Origin of the sequence: Actinomadura meyerae, from assembly GCF_900188445.1 — a bacterium.
Taxonomy (GTDB): Bacteria; Actinomycetota; Actinomycetes; order Streptosporangiales; family Streptosporangiaceae; genus Spirillospora; species Spirillospora meyerae.
This window is the reverse complement of sequence record NZ_FZOR01000016.1, coordinates 119,276-135,885: the sequence shown is the minus strand read 5'-3', so window position 1 is coordinate 135,885 and position 16,610 is coordinate 119,276. Positions and strand designations below refer to the sequence as shown.

Annotated in this window: 16 protein-coding genes; 8 read left to right on the top strand and 8 right to left on the bottom strand. The window is 75.4% G+C overall.

Annotated elements, in window-relative coordinates; translation table 11 throughout:
* Positions 1 to 2: 2 nt before the first annotated feature.
* The 5 genes from CHF16_RS18370 (at position 3) to CHF16_RS18350 (ending at position 5,810) form a co-directional block, all read left to right on the top strand.
* On the top strand, positions 3 to 1,025 hold the full coding sequence (locus CHF16_RS18370) for an ABC transporter ATP-binding protein (protein ID WP_179271580.1): 1,023 nt from the start codon (positions 3 to 5) through the stop codon (positions 1,023 to 1,025).
* Entirely contained in the window at positions 1,009 to 2,028 is a 1,020-nt protein-coding gene (locus tag CHF16_RS18365) for an ABC transporter ATP-binding protein (RefSeq protein WP_089327284.1), read from the top strand. The genes CHF16_RS18370 and CHF16_RS18365 overlap by 17 nt, the downstream gene beginning before the upstream one ends.
* Before the next feature lie 59 nt (positions 2,029 to 2,087).
* The gene (locus tag CHF16_RS18360) at positions 2,088 to 2,948 is read left to right on the top strand and encodes a spermidine synthase (RefSeq protein WP_089327283.1); all 861 of its coding nucleotides are present in this window, start codon (positions 2,088 to 2,090) and stop codon (positions 2,946 to 2,948) included.
* A 17-nt stretch (positions 2,949 to 2,965) separates the two neighbouring features.
* Complete coding sequence (locus tag CHF16_RS18355) at positions 2,966 to 3,739, top strand: SDR family oxidoreductase (RefSeq protein ID WP_089327282.1); 774 nt, start codon at positions 2,966 to 2,968, stop codon at positions 3,737 to 3,739.
* Positions 3,740 to 3,800: 61 nt separating this feature from the next.
* Positions 3,801 to 5,810, top strand: coding sequence for an ATP-binding SpoIIE family protein phosphatase (locus tag CHF16_RS18350; RefSeq protein WP_245868753.1), 2,010 nt, complete (start codon positions 3,801 to 3,803; stop codon positions 5,808 to 5,810).
* Positions 5,811 to 5,844: 34 nt separating this feature from the next.
* Here the strand turns inward: CHF16_RS18350 and CHF16_RS18345 are convergent, their stop codons facing one another.
* From CHF16_RS18345 to CHF16_RS18310, 8 genes are all read right to left on the bottom strand, one after another.
* Positions 5,845 to 7,008, bottom strand: a complete 1,164-nt coding sequence (locus CHF16_RS18345) for a VldE C-terminal domain-containing protein (RefSeq protein WP_089327280.1) — start codon at positions 7,006 to 7,008, stop codon at positions 5,845 to 5,847.
* Between the two features lie 61 nt (positions 7,009 to 7,069).
* Positions 7,070 to 8,665 carry a SpoIIE family protein phosphatase gene (locus CHF16_RS18340; RefSeq protein WP_089327321.1) on the bottom strand — a complete coding sequence of 532 codons (1,596 nt, stop codon included), beginning with the start codon at positions 8,663 to 8,665 and terminating at the stop codon, positions 7,070 to 7,072.
* A 5-nt stretch (positions 8,666 to 8,670) separates the two neighbouring features.
* The gene (locus CHF16_RS18335) at positions 8,671 to 10,392 is read right to left on the bottom strand and encodes an ATP-binding protein (protein ID WP_089327279.1); all 1,722 of its coding nucleotides are present in this window, start codon (positions 10,390 to 10,392) and stop codon (positions 8,671 to 8,673) included.
* A gap of 3 nt (positions 10,393 to 10,395) precedes the next feature.
* Positions 10,396 to 11,454 (bottom strand): ATP-binding SpoIIE family protein phosphatase, encoded by a 1,059-nt coding sequence (locus CHF16_RS18330; RefSeq protein ID WP_089327278.1) that lies wholly within the window; start codon positions 11,452 to 11,454, stop codon positions 10,396 to 10,398.
* Positions 11,442 to 11,852: an anti-sigma regulatory factor gene (locus CHF16_RS18325; RefSeq protein WP_089327277.1), complete on the bottom strand. Its 411-nt coding sequence runs from the start codon at positions 11,850 to 11,852 to the stop codon at positions 11,442 to 11,444. The genes CHF16_RS18330 and CHF16_RS18325 overlap by 13 nt, the downstream gene beginning before the upstream one ends.
* A complete protein-coding gene (locus tag CHF16_RS18320) occupies positions 11,849 to 12,223 on the bottom strand; it encodes an STAS domain-containing protein (protein WP_171068859.1) in 375 nt (124 codons plus the stop codon). Before CHF16_RS18320 ends, CHF16_RS18325 begins: the two co-directional genes overlap by 4 nt.
* Positions 12,223 to 13,056 (bottom strand): STAS domain-containing protein, encoded by an 834-nt coding sequence (locus CHF16_RS18315; RefSeq protein WP_089327276.1) that lies wholly within the window; start codon positions 13,054 to 13,056, stop codon positions 12,223 to 12,225. Before CHF16_RS18315 ends, CHF16_RS18320 begins: the two co-directional genes overlap by 1 nt.
* Before the next feature lie 234 nt (positions 13,057 to 13,290).
* Positions 13,291 to 14,130 (bottom strand): DUF4253 domain-containing protein, encoded by an 840-nt coding sequence (locus CHF16_RS18310; protein ID WP_089327275.1) that lies wholly within the window; start codon positions 14,128 to 14,130, stop codon positions 13,291 to 13,293.
* A gap of 184 nt (positions 14,131 to 14,314) precedes the next feature.
* Between CHF16_RS18310 and CHF16_RS18305 the strand changes: the two genes are divergently transcribed.
* From CHF16_RS18305 to CHF16_RS18295, 3 genes are read left to right on the top strand one after another with little or no spacing between them, the layout of a single operon-like run.
* Entirely contained in the window at positions 14,315 to 15,532 is a 1,218-nt protein-coding gene (locus CHF16_RS18305) for a sensor histidine kinase (protein ID WP_089327274.1), read from the top strand.
* Positions 15,520 to 16,158 (top strand): LuxR C-terminal-related transcriptional regulator, encoded by a 639-nt coding sequence (locus tag CHF16_RS18300; RefSeq protein WP_089327273.1) that lies wholly within the window; start codon positions 15,520 to 15,522, stop codon positions 16,156 to 16,158. The genes CHF16_RS18305 and CHF16_RS18300 overlap by 13 nt, the downstream gene beginning before the upstream one ends.
* Positions 16,159 to 16,172: 14 nt before the next feature.
* A complete protein-coding gene (locus tag CHF16_RS18295; protein WP_218826720.1) occupies positions 16,173 to 16,598 on the top strand; it encodes an NUDIX hydrolase in 426 nt (141 codons plus the stop codon).
* The last annotated feature ends 12 nt before the right edge of the window (positions 16,599 to 16,610 follow it).

Sequence of the window (16,610 nt, the reverse complement as noted above, 5' to 3'; positions counted from 1 at the left end):
GAATGCCCACGGACGTGATGGACGATGCCCCCGCGCCGCCGCCGCTGCTGAGCGTCGACGACCTGCACGTGGTGTTCCGCGTGCGCGGCCGGGACGTGCGCGCGGTGAACGGCCTGTCGTACACCCTCGACGAGGGCGAGACGCTCGCGATCCTCGGCGAGTCGGGGTCGGGCAAGAGCGTCGCCGCGCAGGCGGTGATGGGCATCCTCGACTCCCCGCCCGCCCGCGTCGAGCGCGGGTCGGTGCGGCTGCGCGGCGAGGAGCTGCTCGGCCTGCCCGAGCGGCGCCGCCGCGGCTACCGCGGCGACCGCGTCTCGATGGTCTTCCAGGACGCGCTGACCGCGCTGAACCCGGTGTTCACCGTCGGCGACCAGCTCCGCGAGATGTACCGGGTGCACCGCGGCCTCGGCCGCCGGGAGGCCCGGGACCGGGCCGTCGAGCTGATGGACCGGGTGGGGATCCCCGACCCGGCCCGGCGGCTCGGCGACTACCCGCACCAGTTCTCCGGCGGCATGCGCCAGCGCATCATGATCGCGATGGCGCTGGCACTGGAGCCGGACGTCCTGATCGCCGACGAGCCGACGACCGCGCTGGACGTGACCGTCCAGGCGCAGATCATGCGGCTGCTCGCCGGGATCCAGGAGGAGCTGCGCATGGGCATGGTGCTGATCACCCACGACCTCGGCGTCGTCGCCGGCGTCGCGGACCGCATCGTCGTCATGTACGCCGGGTCCGTCGCCGAGCAGGCGCCCGCCCGGGAGCTGTACGCGCGGCCCGCCCACCCCTACACGCGGGGCCTGCTGGCGTCGGTGCCGCGGCTGGACCGGCGCGGCGCGCCGCTCGTCCCGATCAAGGGGGCGCCGCCGGACCCGGCCGCGCTGCCGCCGGGCTGCCCGTTCCAGCCGCGCTGCCCGCGCGCCGAGGCGGTCTGCGCGGCGGAGCGGCCCCCGCTCACCGCGGTCGCGCCCGGCCACGCGGCCGCCTGCCACTTCGCCGCGGAGGTGCACGGTGCCGGACCCGAGTGACCCGCCGATCCTCCAGGTGGAGGGGCTCGTCAAGCACTACCCGGTGACCCGGGGCGTGGTGATCAAGCGCGCGGTCGGGCACGTCAAGGCCGTCGACGGCGTCGACCTGGAGCTGCGCCGCGGCGAGACCCTCGGCATCGTCGGCGAGTCCGGGTGCGGGAAGTCGACGCTGGCGAAGCTGCTGCTCGCCGCCGAGCGGCCCACCGCCGGGACGGTCTGCTTCGACGGCCGGGACGTGTTCGCCATGCGGCGGGCCGAGCTGCGGGCGCTGCGCCGCCGCATCCAGATGGTGATGCAGGACCCGTACTCCTCGCTCGACCCCCGGATGACGGTCGGCGACATCGTCGGCGAGCCGTTCGCGATCCATCCGGACGCCGCGCCGAAGGGGGAGCGCCGCGCCCGCGTCCAGGAGCTGCTGGAACTGGTCGGCCTCGACCCCGGGCACGTCAACCGGTACCCGCACCAGTTCTCCGGCGGGCAGCGCCAGCGGGTCGGGATCGCCCGCGCCCTCGCGCTGCGCCCGGACGTGATCGTGTGCGACGAGCCGGTGTCGGCGCTGGACGTCTCCGTCCAGGCGCAGGTGATGAACCTGCTCGCCGAGCTGCAGCGCGAGCTGGGCCTGGCGTACGTGTTCATCGCGCACGACCTGGCGGCCGTCCGGCACATCTCCGACCGCGTGGCGGTGATGTACCTCGGCAAGGTCGTGGAGACCGGCGACGAGACGCAGATCTACGACCATCCGACGCACCCGTACACGCAGGCGCTGCTGTCGGCCGTGCCGGTGCCCGACCCGGACGCGCCCGGCTGGGCGGGGCAGATCCGGCTGGAGGGCGAGCCGCCGTCGCCGCTGGACCCGCCGTCCGGCTGCCGGTTCCGCACCCGCTGCTGGAAGGCCCGCGACGTCTGCGCCGACGAGGCCCCGGCGCTGGAGGAGCGCGACGGCTCCGCCCATCCCAGCGCGTGCCACTTCGCGTCCGAGGCGGCGCTCACCGAGCGCACCTGACGGTCGCGGCGCGCACCGTCCGGTGTGTCCGCAGGGTGGGGGCTCCGTAGGGTGGGGGCATGGCACGCAAGCGCAGGCACGGCCCGCCCCCGCGGACGTACCGCATCGCGGGCGGTGAGGCCGAGCTGCTGCGCGACGCCGACCGCGACGGCGGCTGGATGCTGCTCGTCGGCGGGGTACCGCAGTCCTACGTGGACCTGTCCGACCCCACCTACCTCGACTTCGAGTACATGCGGCTGATCGGCGACGTGGTCGACTGCGCCGTCGCGGACGGCGCGGCGCTCGACGCGGTCCACATCGGCGGCGCCGGCTGCACGCTGCCCCGCTACATCGCCGCGACGCGGCCGGGGTCGCGGCAGGTCGTCCTGGAGCCGGACGCGGAGCTGGTGCAGCTCGTCCGGGAGCGGCTGCCGGTGAAGGGCGTCCCCGGCCTGCGCATCCGCGTCACCGACGGGCGCGCGGGCGTCGCGGCGCTGGCCGACGACGCCGACGACCTCGTGGTGATGGACGCGTTCGCCGAGGCGTCCATGCCGCCCGAGCTCGCCACCCGCGAGTTCGTGCTGGACGCCGCGCGGGTGCTGCGGCCGGGCGGCGTCTACGTCGTCAACGTGGCCGACGGGTTCCGGCTGCCGTTCGCGCGCCGGGTGGCCGCCACGATCCGCTCGGTGTTCCGGCACACGGTGCTGCTCGGCGACCCGGGGGTGCTGCGGGGCCGCCGGTTCGGCAACCTGATCGTGGCGGGGTCGGAGGCGCCGCTGCCGGTGGCCGAGCTGACCCGCCGCGCGGCGGGCGGCGCCGTCCGCGCCCGGGTGATGGACGGCGGCGACCTCGCCGCGTTCTGCGCCGGCGCGGCGCCGCTGCGCGACGGCGAGGAGATCGTCGCGCCCGTCCCGCCGCCGCAGGTCTTCGGGAGTTCCTGACCGATCGAGGAGGCATCATGATCCTGGTGACCGGGGCGAGCGGCACGCTCGGCCGGGTGGTCGCGCGGCGGCTGGCCGAGGCCGGCGCGGACGTGCACGGGCTGAGCCGGCGCGAACGCGCCGCCGAACCGGGCATCACCTGGCACAAGGGCGACCTGTGGAAGGGCGAGGGCGTCGCCGCGGCGGTGGCCGGCGCGGAGACGATCGTGCACTGCGCGAGCGACCCGTTCCACTCCAAGCGGGACCTGCCCGCCACCCGGCGGCTGGTCGAGGCCGCGCGCGCCGAGGGCGCCCCGCACCTGGTGTACATCTCGATCGTCGGCGTCGACAAGATCCCGTACGGGTACTACCGGACGAAGCACGCCGTCGAGCGGCTGATCGAGGAGTCCGGCCTGCCGTACACGATCCTGCGGACGACCCAGTTCCACACGCTGCCCGACATGGTGTTCAACGTCCTCACCAAGGTCCCCGGCGTGGTGTTCGTGCCGAAGGGGCTGCGCGACCAGCCGATCGACGTGGCCGAGGTCGCCGGGCGGCTCGCCGGGCTGGCGCTCGAACCGGGCCCCGCGCGGCGGGTCGACGACATGGGCGGCCCCGAGGTGCTCACCGCCGAGGAGATGCTCGGGGACTACCTCGCGGCCCGCGGGCTGCGGCGGCCCGTCCGGGTGCCGCTGCCGCTGCCGGGGAAGGCCGGGCGCGGGTTCCGGGAGGGCCACCACCTCGTCCCCGGCAACGCCGCCGGGGAGCGGACCTGGAAGCAGTACCTGGAGGAGGCCCACGCCGGGGGTTAGGGACCGATCTTCCCCGCCCGTATCGGCCGCATCCGGGCGTCCGATGTCCCATAATCGAGCGATGGAGTCGTCCACCCGGATTCTCATTCTCGGCATGGAATCGTCGGGGAGAATTCTCCAGTTCGAGCGCAACGCCGCCGCCGTGCTCTCCCGGAACGCGGACGACCTGCGGGGCGCCTACCTGGACGAGGTGATCCCCGGCGCGCGGGAACCGCTGCTGGAGGCGCTGAAGGCGGGCCGCGAGCGCACCGCCATGCTCGCCGTGGAGACCCCCGCGGGCGCCATGCTGGACGCGGTCGTGACCGTCCACCCGATGAGCGGCGGCGCGCCCGACGCCCCGGGCCTCGCGGCGCTCGCGGTGATCCGGGTGCCGGTGCCGCTCGCCGACCGGTTCGTCGACCCGGCCGTCATCCGCCGCGCGCTGCTGGACGACGCGCTGCCCCGCATCGGCTCCACCCTCGACCTGGAACTGCTGGCGCGCGGCCTGATGGACGTGCTCGTCCCGCATTTCTGCAATTCCGGCGCGCTGCTGCTGGCCGAGAGCCACATCGACGCCGACGAGCCGCCGGAGGGCCCGGACGGGCCGCAGCTGCGCCGGATGGCGATCGGCTTCGACGACGAGGACCCGGCCTGGGACGCGACGTTCCCCACCGGCGAGTCGCTGGTCTACCCGCCGGGGACGCCGCACGCGCTGTGCCTGGAGTCCGGCGAGCCGGTGCTGCGCGCCCTCGGCGGCGAGGGCGCGGCCCGGCTCGCGAGCGCGTGGCGCCGCCCGCCGGTGGCCGAGCTGCTCAAGGGCGCGTCGATGCTGTTACTCCCGATCACGTCCGCGGCGGGCGTGCTGGGGTTCTTCGTCTGCACCCGCAACGCGGCGCACCGGCCGTTCGACGCCTACGACGTCGAGATCGGGATGGAGTTCGCGAACCGGGCGTCGATCTTCGTGGAGAGCGCCCGCCAGTACTCGCGGGAGCGCGCGACCGCCCTCACCCTCCAGCGCAGCCTGCTGCCGACGGGCCTGTCGGCGCCGTCGACGGTCGAGGTGCACCACCGCTACCTGCCGGGCAGCCGCCGCATCGAGGTCGGCGGCGACTGGTACGAGTCGATCGCGCTGCCCGGCGGGCGGGTCGCGCTGGTGGTCGGCGACGTCGCCGGGCACGGTGTGAAGGCCGCCGTCACGATGGGCCGGCTCCGCACCGCCATCCACACGCTCGCCGGGCTGGAGCTGCCGCCCGCCGAGGCCCTGGAGCGCCTCGACTCGCTGATGCGGACCCTCGGCGAGCGCGAGCCGCACTTCGCCACCTGCGCCTACGTCGTCTACGACGCGGTCACCGGCCGGTGCGAGGTCGCGAGCGCGGGGCACCTGCCGCCGCTGCTCGCCCCGCCCGGCGCCGAGCCGGAGTACCTGCCGGTGCCGCCCGCGCCGCCGCTCGGCGTCGGCGGCGACGGCCCGATCGTAACCCGCGAGTTCACCGTCGAGGACGGCACGCTGCTGTTCCTCTACACCGACGGGCTGGTGGAGAACCGGGCCCGCGACATCGACGACGGGCTCGCGCGGCTGCTCGCCACGTTCGGGCCGGGCGCGGCCGCCCGCCCGCTGGACGACCTGTGCCAGGCGGCCCTCGACGGCGTCTACGACGACGAGCACCGCGACGACATCGCGATGCTGGTGGCGCGGCTGGCCCGCATCCCCGCCGACCACCACGCCACCTGGGAGCTGCCCGCCGAGCCCGCCGCCGTCCGCCGCGCCCGCGGCCTCGTCCGCGACCGGCTCGCCCGCTGGGACCTCGACGACCTCACCCACAGCACGATGCTGCTGGTGTCGGAGCTGGTCACCAACGCGATCCAGCACGTCGGCGGGCGCGTCACGCTGCGGCTGGTGCGGGAGGGCGGCCTGGTCTGCGAGGTCGCCGACTCCTCCGACGGGCGCCCCCGCATCCGGCTGCACGACGACGAGGACGACGCGATGGAGTCGGGCCGCGGCCTGCACGTCGTGGGGCGGCTGGCGCAGCGCTGGGGCGTGCGGCGCACCGCGGGCGGCAAGGTCGTCTGGTGCGAGCAGGAGCTGTCCTGACGCTTTCCCCGCGCCGCGCGGCGGCCGGGCGCGGCTAGCGCAGCACCGAGATGTGCACGTGGTCGTAGTGGTTCTGGGTGATGCTGCCGCGGTCCTCCATCGGCCGCCAGCCGCCGCCGCGCACGTTCCAGATCTGCTGCTTCCAGATGACGTAGGAGATGCCGAGCCGCCGGGCGTTCGCGACCGCGTACCGGGCGACCTGGTCGCCGTGCCGCTGCGCGCCGGCGCTCGGCATCCGCCCGCCGGTGCTCTCCATGAAGTCGCAGGCGCGGCCGTCGCCGTGGTCCTGCGGGTCGCCGGTGGAGCGGTAGCAGCCGATCACCGGGAACGGGCCGAACATGCCGGCGATCTCCAGCAGGACGGTCCGCATCGTGGGCGTCATCCTGTTCCCGGTGATCGGGGTGCGCTCGCCGGCCGCCCCGTCCGGCCGGCCCGTGACCTGCGGGAGGCCCGGCCGACCCGGCCGGCCCGGCTGCGCCGCGCGCTTCTTCGGCGGCGGGGTCAGCGTCGCGACCTTCGTCCCGCGCGGGAGGACCTTCTGGAGCCGCTTGGCGAGCTTCGCGTGGTCGGCCTTCGGGGCGCTGATGACCAGGCCGTTGCCGTCCGGCAGGCCCAGCGCGCGGGCCTGCTCGCGGGACACGACGGCGTCGATGTCGCCGATGCCCATCGTCGCGTAGGCGCCGACGCGGACCTGCCCGGGGGCGCTGCTGCGGCCCGCCTGGACGACGGAGCCGAGCGGCAGCGCCCCGTCGCGGCTCTGCTCGAACGACACCGCGAGACCGCCGGACGCGACCGTCTGCCACAGCTGGTCGGACTCGGCGGTCGCCTCCGGCACGAACGCCCGGAACGCCGACGGGTCGACGCCCAGCAGGCCCATGCGGCGCCCGGCGACGCCGACGCGGGCGGCGTCCACGACCGTGAGCCGCGCGACGCCCTTCAGCCGGCGGGCCCGCTCGATGGCCGCGGGCGGCAGCGGGGACGTGCCGGCGACCAGCAGGTGCGGCGTGTAGCGGCGGGTCAGCGGGGCCACGGCCGGGGCCTGCGGCGCGGCGCCCCGGTCGACCGACACCAGGTCGCCGGACGCGGCGGGCCGCTCGTCCTCCAGCCGCCCGGACGCGATGACGGTGATGTCGGCCGCGAGCGTGCCGACGACCGCCGCCGCGATGACCCCGGAGAGCACTCTTCCACGCCGCAGCATCCGACCCCGATCCCCTCGCCGTCCCTGGCCGCATCGTAGGGGAGCGGGCCGCCGCGCGGGGTCAGTGCGCGCCCTCCGCGGGCCCCGGGTCGGGCCCGCGGCGCAGGGCGACCAGCGCGACGTCGTCCTCGCGGTGCCCGAACTCGGCGATGACGCGGTCGCTGAAGTGCTCCAGGTCGTCCTCGACGTGGGCGGCGATGGCCCGCAGCCGCTCCATGTTGTCGGCGAGCGGGATGCCGCGGTCCTCGATCAGCCCGTCGGTGATCAGCACGACGGTGCCGCCCGGCGGGACCACGGTCTCCTCGACCGCGACGCCGTCGGCCGGGAAGCCGAGGATCACGCCGCCGCCCTTGCCGTAGCGGGCCTGGCCGGCGGCGATGTGCAGCGGCGGGAGGTGCCCGGCGCTGGCGATGTGCAGCCGGCCGCTGCGGGGGTCCAGCGTCATCAGGGTCATGGTGACGGTCTGGTCGTCGTGGTAGCGCTCCATCACCCCGTTCAGCAGCCGGAGGATCTGGACGGAGCCGTGCCCTTCGGCGGCGAACGCGCGCAGCGCGTGCCGGACCTCCGCCATCACCGTCGCGGCCCGCAGCGAGTGGCCCTGCACGTCCCCGATGGCCACCAGTACGCGGTCGCCGAGGTCGAGGACCTCGTAGAAGTCGCCGCCGACCTCGGCCTGGTCGCCGGCGGGCTCGTAGCGGACCGCGAGCTCCCAGCCCGGCACCCGCGGCAGCGACGCCGGCAGCAGGCTGCGCTGCAGGGTCAGCGAGATCGTGTGCTCCTCGGTGTAGCTGCGCAGCGCGGCGAGCGCCAGCGCCACCGCCTGCCCGAGCTGGCGCAGCAGGTTGGTCTCGGCGTCCTCCTGCGCGCCCCGGGCGTCGATCGCGATGCAGATGGGCGGGTGGCCGTGCTTGAGCCGGGACACCACCAGCAGGGCGTCGCCGCGCAGCACGGGGTCGGGCACCAGGTCCCGCCACTCCCGCAGCGGCACCCGCGTGATCTCGGTGCCGGTGTCGTCGCCCAGCCCGGTGCGGCCGATCAGCCGCTCGATGAGGCCCGGCGGGTAGTCGCGGTGCTCGGGGCCGCCGTCCGCCTCGACGGCGCGCCGCGGCCGGCCGGCCGGCGGCACGATGAACACCGCGGCCGGCACCTCGAAGATCGCGTGGGCGCCGCTCGCGGCGACCTCCGCCAGCTGGTCGAAGGACGTGGCCGCGTTGATCGCCAGCGAGGTCCGGGTGAACTCGGCCATCCGGCCGACCATCCGCTCGGCCCGCCGCCGCGCCTCGTAGTAGCGCAGCACCGCCTCGACCGTGGCGAGGAACTCGCCCGGGTCGATCGGGTCGGTCATGTAGGCGTCGGCGCCGCGCCGCAGCCCGTGGGTGCGGTCGGCGACGTCCACGGCCTGCGCGGAGATGTGGATGACGGGCAGCGAGTTCGTGTCCGGCGCGGACTTGATCCGCTCGCACACCTCGATGCCGCTCATGTCCGGCAGCTTCACGTCGAGCACCACCAGGTCGACGTCGTGCTCGGCGAGCCGCCGCCAGGTCTCCGCCGCGGACGCCGCCTCCACCACCGTGTGCCCGGCGCGGCGCAGCCAGCGGCCGACGATGTAGCGCTTGGTGTCGCTGTCGTCCACCACCAGCGTCGTCCAGGTCCCCATGCCGGTCACCTACCCTCCCGTGCCCGGCGGGCGTGAGCGGAGCGTATCGCCGCGGCGAGCGGCTCGGGGCCGATCCGGTCCTTGCCGAGCACCGCGTCGGCGCGGCGGAGCCGGGGGTCGTCGGACGCGGCGGCGTTCGCCGAGGTGACCAGGACGACCGGCGTCCCGGCGGGCAGCCCGGCGAGGACGTCGTAGCCGTCCCGGCCGGGCATGCGCAGGTCCAGCAGGACGAGGTCGGGCGGGTCCGCCGCGGCGGCGGCCAGCGCGGCGTTCCCGTCGGCGGCCTCGCTGATCCGGTCGGCGGCCGCGTCCACCAGGTCGCGCAGGGTGCGGCGGGCCGTCGCGTCGTCGTCCACGATCAGGACGTGGCCGAGGTCGAGGTGGGCCATGTCCCGGTACGGCGGCAGCCGCACGGTGGCGGTCGTCCCCTCGCCCACGGCGCTGTCCAGGGTCACGTCGCCGCCGAGGATGCGGGCGAGCCGGCGGGCGAAGGGCAGGCCGAGCCCGGTGCCGGTGCCGCCGCTGCCGGGCACCCGGTGGAACTCCTCGAAGACCCGCTCCCGCTCGTCGGGCGGGATCCCCACCCCGGTGTCGGCCACGGCGAACTCCACGTCCTCGCCGGCCCGCCGCGCCGACACCCGCACCCCGCCCTCCTCGGTGAACTTCAGGCCGTTCCCCACGAGGTTCCGCAGGATCCGGGACAGCATCTCCGGGTCGGTGACGAAGTCGCGCGGCGCGTCCGCGTCGTCCACGACGAGGGACAGACCGGCTTGCTCGGCCATCGGGTTCAGCAGCTCCGCCTGCTCCGCCAGCAGCGCCGGCACGTCCACCGGCGCCGGGTTCGGCTCCAGCCGGCCCTGTTCGGCCCTGGCCATGTCCAGCAGCTCGTTCACCATCGACAGCAGGGTGCCGCCGGTGTCGCGGATCAGGGTGATCTGCTGCCGCTGCTCCTCGGTGAGCGGGTCGGCGGACGGGTCGAGCAGCAGCCGGGTGAGCCCGATGACGCCGTTCACCGGCGTGCGCAGCTCGTGGCTGATGCCGGCCCAGAACCGGTTCTTGGCCTCGCCGGCCTCGCGCAGCTGGTCGGACTTCTCCTCCAGCTCGGCGTACAGCGCCACGACGCCCCGGTTCGTCTCCTCGAGCTCCTCGGAGAGCTCGCTGTAGAGGGCCATGACCCCGTGGTTGGTCTCCTCCAGCTCCGCGTTGAGGGTCCGCAGCTCCTCCTGCCGCCGCTGCAGATCCGTGAGCGCGGCGGTCAGCTCCGTGTTCTGCGTCTGCAGCTCCTCCAGGGCGGGCAGGGGGTGCAGCCGGGAGAGCCGCGCGCGGAGCCTGCTCAGCTCTCCCTCGCCGACCGGCGCGGCGCCGGAGGGCAGGTCCTTGCGCAGCCGGAGGCGGACGCCGCCCTCCGCGGTCTCCTCCTCTTCCAGCAGGCTCACCAGCCGCGCCGCCGCGACCTGGCACGCGGTCGTCCGCACCGCGTCCGGGCGCGGGCGCAGGTCCAGTTCGACCACCAGCGCCGGGTGCCGCCCCGGGTCGAGCCGGAACGCCACCGACACGAGCCCCGAGCACGCGTACAGCTCCCGGCCGACCTCGCTGAGCGCGGTCGCGACGCGGACCTGGTCCTGGTGTTCGAGGCCGACCGCGGCGGCGACCTGCCGGCCCGCCCGCCGGACGGTGAACACGCCCTCCTCGTCCGAGATCTCCATGCGGACCAGGTCCTCGGCCACGCCTCACCACCGCCCGTCCGTCGCGATCGCGAGCACGGACCGGTCGTCGTGGTGCGCGCCGGCGTCGCGCAGCAGCGTCGCCGCGATCAGCAGCGGGTCGCGCAGGTGCAGGCCCGGCCGGTCGGCGAGGCTCCAGCGGCCGGTGAGCCCGTCGGAGTGCAGCACCACGGCCGCGCCCGGGGGCAGCGTGTAGGAGTGCTCCCGGATCCGCCCGGCGGTCGTCCCGGCGATCCCCGGCACGGAGATCATGCCCTGCCGGCGGTCCGGCGCGACGATCCACCCGGCGATGTTGCCGATCCCGGCGTAGCGCACCCGCCCGGCGGCCGGGTCGACGACCGCGACGGCCACGGCGCCGCCGCGGGTCGGGATGAGCCGCCGCCGGACGCTCATCAGGACGTCGGCGGGGGAGGCGGGCAGCGCCGTCTCGTGCGCCGCCCGGACGGCCTCCCAGGCCGCGCGCGCGGCGAGCGGGCCGTGCCCGAGGCCGTCGCAGAGCAGCGCGTAGACGGTGCCGTCCAGGAGGCGGGCGGTGTAGGCGTCGCCGCACTGCTCCTCGCCGTCGATCGGCACCGTCAGGCCGGCGAACGGCGGGTCGGCCGCGGCGTCGCCGGCGGGCGCGCCGGGCGGCCGGAACCGCGCGTACAGCACGGTGCCGGCCCCGGGCAGCGAGTACAGGGCGCACCGGTCGGCGAGCCGCTCGATCGAGCCCAGCCCGAGCCCGAGCGTCCCGCGGGTCGAGTAGCCGTTCCGCAGGGACACCGGCACGTCGGTGATGCCGGGGCCCCGGTCGAAGGCGACGAACTCCACCACCGCGGTCCGGTCGTGCCGCACGATGCGCAGGATCATCTCGCCCCGCCGGGCGTGCCGGGCGAGGTTCGTCGCGGCCTCGGTCGCGGCCAGCCGCACCTGTTCGAGGCGCTCCCCGGCGAACCCGAGCCGCTCGGCGAGCGCGGTGACGCGCCGCCGCACGCCCGCCGCGGCGCTCTCCTCCTCCACCCGCACCCGCAGCGTGTCGTCGGCGGACGGGCTGGTGGTCCAGCCGGCGCCGGTCAGCGCGGCCATTTGGCCACCGTCACCGTGGTGCCCTTCCCGGCCTCGCTGGTCAGGTCGAACTCGTCGCTCAGCCGGCGGGCGCCGGACAGGCCGAGGCCGAGCCCGGTGCCGCTCGACCAGCCCGCCGACAGGGCCCGCTCGACGTCCGGGATGCCCGGGCCGTCGTCGTGGAAGACGATGCGGACGCCCGTCCGGCCCCGGTCGTCCACCGCCTGCTCGATCCGCATCGTGCCGCCGCCGCCGTACGCGTAGGTGTTGCGCGCCAGCTCGCTCGCCGCCGTGACGATCTTGGTCTGGTCGACCAGCGACAGCCCGGCCGCCGCCGCGGCGGCGCGCACCAGCTGCCGGACGCGCACCACGTCATCGCCCGACACGATCGGCACCTCCTCGCCGGGCGGGGACGTCACGGGCCGCCCGCCCCGCCGCGCGCACCCGTGCCGAGCAGCCGCATGCCCTCCTCCAGGTCCAGCGCGGTGCGCACCCCGCCGAGCGAGAGCCCGAGCTCCACCAGCGTGATCGCCACCGCCGGGCGCATCCCGACCACCACCGTCTCGGCGTCCATGAGCCGCGACATGGCGGCGATGGTGGCGAACATGCGGCCGATGAACGAGTCGACGATCTCCACCGCGGTGATGTCGATGATGACGCCGTGCGCGCCGGTGGCGGTGATCCGGTCGGCCAGGTCCTCCTGGAGCGCCAGGACGGTCTGGTCCTGCAGGTCGAGCTGGATCGACACCAGCAGGACGTTCCCGATCTTGAGGATGGGCACGCGGTCCATCAGGCGCCCTCCTCGCGGGCCAGGCGCACGCCGCTGCGGTCGAGCGTGTACGCCAGCGCGTCGGCGAGGTCGGCCTTCGTCACGATGTCGCCGAACTCGATGCCGAGCGTCACGATCGTCTGCGCGATCTGCGGCCGGACGCCGGAGATCACGCACTCGGTGCCCATCAGCCGGGCCGCCATGACGGTCTTCAGCAGGTGCTGGGCCACCTCGGTGTCCACGGCGGACACCCCGGTGATGTCGATCACCGCGAACCGGGAGCCGGTGTCCACCAGCGTCTCCAGCAGCGTCTCCATCACCACCTGGGTGCGGGCCGAGTCCAGCGTGCCGACGAGGGGGACGCCGAGGATCCCGTCCCACAGCTTCACGACGGGCGTCGACAGCTCCAGCAGCTGCTCGGCCTGGTCGGCGATGACCTGCTCGCGGGCGGCGGCGTAGGTCTCGAACGTGGCGAGGCCCAGCTCGTCGACGTAGGCGGAGAAGTCGATCAGCTCGCCGTAGGCCCGGCGGTCCTGGGTGGCGCGCACCTGCTCGTACAGCGCCTGCTTCAGCGCGAACACGCCGATCGCGACCTCGGTCGGGCTGAAGCCCTGCCGGGCCCGCCCGCGGGAGATCTCCGCGAGCGTCGCCCGCAGCTCCCCGGCGGCGGTCTCGTCGCCGCCGAGGGCCCGCTCGACCAGCCCGTACATCTCGTCCAGCTCCGAGCGGAGCTCGGCCTCGGTGATGCGCCCGCGGACGCTCGTCCCGACCAGTTCGGTCCAGCGGCTCAGCACCGGCTCCCGCCAGGCGCGCAGCAGTTCGGTGATGTGCCCGTCGCCCGCTCCATCGGTCATGGCAGCGCCCCCTCAGTGCCCCCGGACCGGACGGCGGACGCGCGAGGGTGCCGCCCGCGCGGGTCGCCCGGGGCCCGTCCGGGCCGCGCCACCCGGTGCTCACCCGCCCCACCGTAACCGTCCCTCAGGGAGTTACCGGCGCAAATGACCTGGAGGTTCACACGCCATGACCGACCTTTTGGCCGGTCGGCCGGTCAGCGGCGGCCGGTCAGGGCCGGCCGGCCCGAAGGCCGGTCAGTCCCACCAGAACGACCAGTAGGTCTTGCCGCGGATCTCCTCCGCGTACCCGGTGAGGGTGCCCGGGCCCTGGAACAGGATGTCGGGGCAGAACGCCCAGTGCTCGGCCGCGACCTGCACGGCGTGCCGGGTGGTGACGGGAGGCGCGGCGACGCTCAGCTCCAGCGTGTTGAAGCCGAGCCCGACGACGCGCGCGCCGAACCGGTCCTCCCAGCTGCGCAGGACGGCCGACAGCGGCGCCGTCCACTCGTTGTGGTTGAGGGCGCCCTGCCAGCCGACGGCGGCCAGCGCGTCGGCGCCCCGCTCCACCGCGACGAGCCCCAGCGAGAGCCCGCGGGCGGCGAGCAGGCGGGCGTGGCGGTCGGCCACGCTGCCCGGGTCGTCCAGCGGCACCCCGGCCGGGGCGGGGCCGGGGCAGTGCCGGCCGTAGGGGGCGAGGTCCTCCAGGTCGCCGTCGGCGGCCTGCTCGGCGAAGTCGGCCCACACCTCGTACATGAAGGCGTGCGGATGGTAGTTCGCGACCTCGCTCACCGGCTCCGGCGCGATCTGCCCGGCCGCCCACGGCTGGTCGCTCTCGTCCATCAGCAGCGGCCAGAGCCCCGACCGGTGGTGCTCGGCGCGCAGCGCGGCCCACAGGTCGCCGCGGACCGGGTCGTCGCTCAGCCAGAGCGCGGGCCGCATGAGCGGCCGCCGCTGCGGGTAGCCGGGGTCGGGCCAGACCAGGTCCCCGTCGGGCAGAGGCACCGACAGCGTCCGCGCGGCGGTGTCGTCCCCGACACCGTCGTCGAACAGCTGCGGCAGATCGCCCGGCAGGTGCCGGACCTCCACATCATCCATTTCACGCCGTTCCGGTACAGAGCATGCCAGTGGCGATCGTAACGGCGGAGAGGCCGCCTGGGGGACGACCTGTGCGGTTCGGTCGTCCCGGACGAGTCCATGGTGGAGCGGGCTACACCCTCGTCAGGGGTGCGGGCCCGGCTGCGCGGGGCCCCACCGTCGCCTACCGTGATGGCGAGGTGACATGAGAACCGCACTGAAACGCAGCGTGGACGCGACCCGCGAGCTGGTCGGCGCCCTGCGCACCGCCGCGCCCGCGCTGTTCGGGCTGGCCCCGCTGATCGCCTTCCTGGTGCTGCTGCCCGTCGTGCTGCCGTGGCTGCCGTCGGCCGTCCGGCCGCTGCGCCGGCTCGCGAACGCCGAGCGGCGCCGGGCCGGCCGGCTGCTCGGCCGCGAGATCCCCGAGCCGTACCGCCCCGTGGGCGACGGCCTGGCCGAGGGGCGGCGGCTGCTGGCATCGCGGACGACCTGGCGGGACGCGGCCTGGATGGCGGTGCACGGCCTCACCGGCCTGCAGGCCGCGCTGATCGCGGTGGCGATCTGGCCGGCGATCCCTTTCACGCTGTCGCTGCCGCTGTGGTGGTGGGCGGCGCCCGAGGGCTCCCAGTCGGCGTTCATCACGCTGGACAGCTGGCCGAAGGCGCTGACGATGCCGTTCGTCCAGGGGGCGTTCGACCTGCTCGTCCTGCTGTGGCTGGTGCCGCGGCTCGTCCGCTGGCAGGCCCGGCTCGCCGCCGCGCTGCTCGGCCCGACCCACCGCACCAGCCTCAGCGAGCGGGTCGAGGAGCTGACCGAGACCCGCGCCGAGGCGCTGGAGGCGCACGGCGCCGAGCTGCGCCGCATCGAGCGCGACCTGCACGACGGGACGCAGGCCCAGCTCGTCGCCGCCGCGCTGCGGCTCGGCCTCGCCGACCGCCGCTTCGGCACCGACCCGGACGCCGCCCGCACCCTGTTCCTGGAGGCCAGGGAGGGCATCGAGGAGGCGCTCACCCAGCTCCGCACGGTGATCCGCGGCATCTACCCGCCGATCCTGTCCGACCGGGGCCTCGCCGGGGCGCTGCGCGCGCTCGCCGCGGGCCAGCCGATCCCGGTGGAGCTGGACGTAGCGGACGGCCGGGCGCCCGCCGCCGTCGAGGCCGCCGCCTACTTCGTCGTCGCCGAGGCCCTCACCAACATCGCCAAGCACAGCGGCGCGCGCCACGGCCGGGTGGTGCTGCGCCGCGACCCTGCCCGCCTGGTGATCAGCGTGCGGGATGATGGCAAGGGCGGGGCCGATCCGGACCGGGGCAGCGGGCTCGCCGGCATCCGCCGCCGGGTGGCGGCGCTCGACGGGACGACCCGCATCGACAGCCCCGACGGAGAAGGGACGACGCTCGAGGTGGAGCTGCCGTGCGGATCGTGATCGCCGAGGACAACGTGCTCCTCCGCGAGGGCCTCGTCATGCTGCTGAACGCGGGCGGTCACGAGGTCGTCGCCGTCGCCGGCGAGGGGCCCGAGGTGCTGCCCGCGATCCTGGAGCACCGGCCCGACGCCGCCGTCCTCGACGTGCGGCTGCCGCCCGGGTTCCGCGACGAGGGGCTGCGCGCGGCGATCGAGGCGCGCAAGCGGATCCCCGGCCTGCCGCTGCTCGTGCTGTCGCAGTACGTCGAGGAGACCTACGCCGCCGAGCTGCTCGCCGGCGGCGCCGAGGGCATCGGCTACCTGCTGAAGGACCGCGTCAGCCGGGTCGACGAGTTCCTGGACGCCCTCGACCGCGTCGCGGCGGGCGGCACCGCCCTCGACCCCGAGGTCGTGTCCCAGCTGATGACCACCCGCCAGGACCCGCTGCAGGCGCTCACGCCGCGCGAGCGCGAGGTCCTCGGGCTGATGGCGCAGGGCCTCGACAACGCCACCATCGCCGCCACCCTCGTCATCACCGAGCGCTCGGTCAGCAAGCACATCGGCGCGGTGTTCGCCAAGCTCGGCCTGCCGCCGTCCGACAGCGGGCACCGCCGCGTCCTGGCCGTCCTGGCCTACCTGAACTCGTGAGGGTCCGCCGGGCCGTGCGCGCCCTCCTCCTCGACGGCGACGCGCTCGTCCTGCTGCGCCGCACCCGCCCCGACCGGCCCGTCTACTGGACGACCCCGGGCGGGAAGATCGAGCCGGACGACGCGTCCCCGGAGGCCGCGCTGCGCCGCGAGCTGGACGAGGAGCTCGGCGCCACCGCCGGGCCCGTCCGGCAGGTGTTCGCGTGCGGGGAGGAGTCGCCCGGGCTGTACCGCCTCAACACCTTCTACGTCTGCCGGCTGGCCTCGATGGACCTGTCCCGCCGCCACGGCCCCGAGTTCGAGGACCCGGCGCGGGGCCGCTACGACGTCGACCTCGTCCCGTGCACCCCTGGGGACCTGGCCGCGATCGACCTGATCCCCGAGACGCTCGCCGCCTACCTCCAGGACCACGCGGCCGACCTCCCCGGCCTCCTCCCGTAGGTCTTGCCAGGA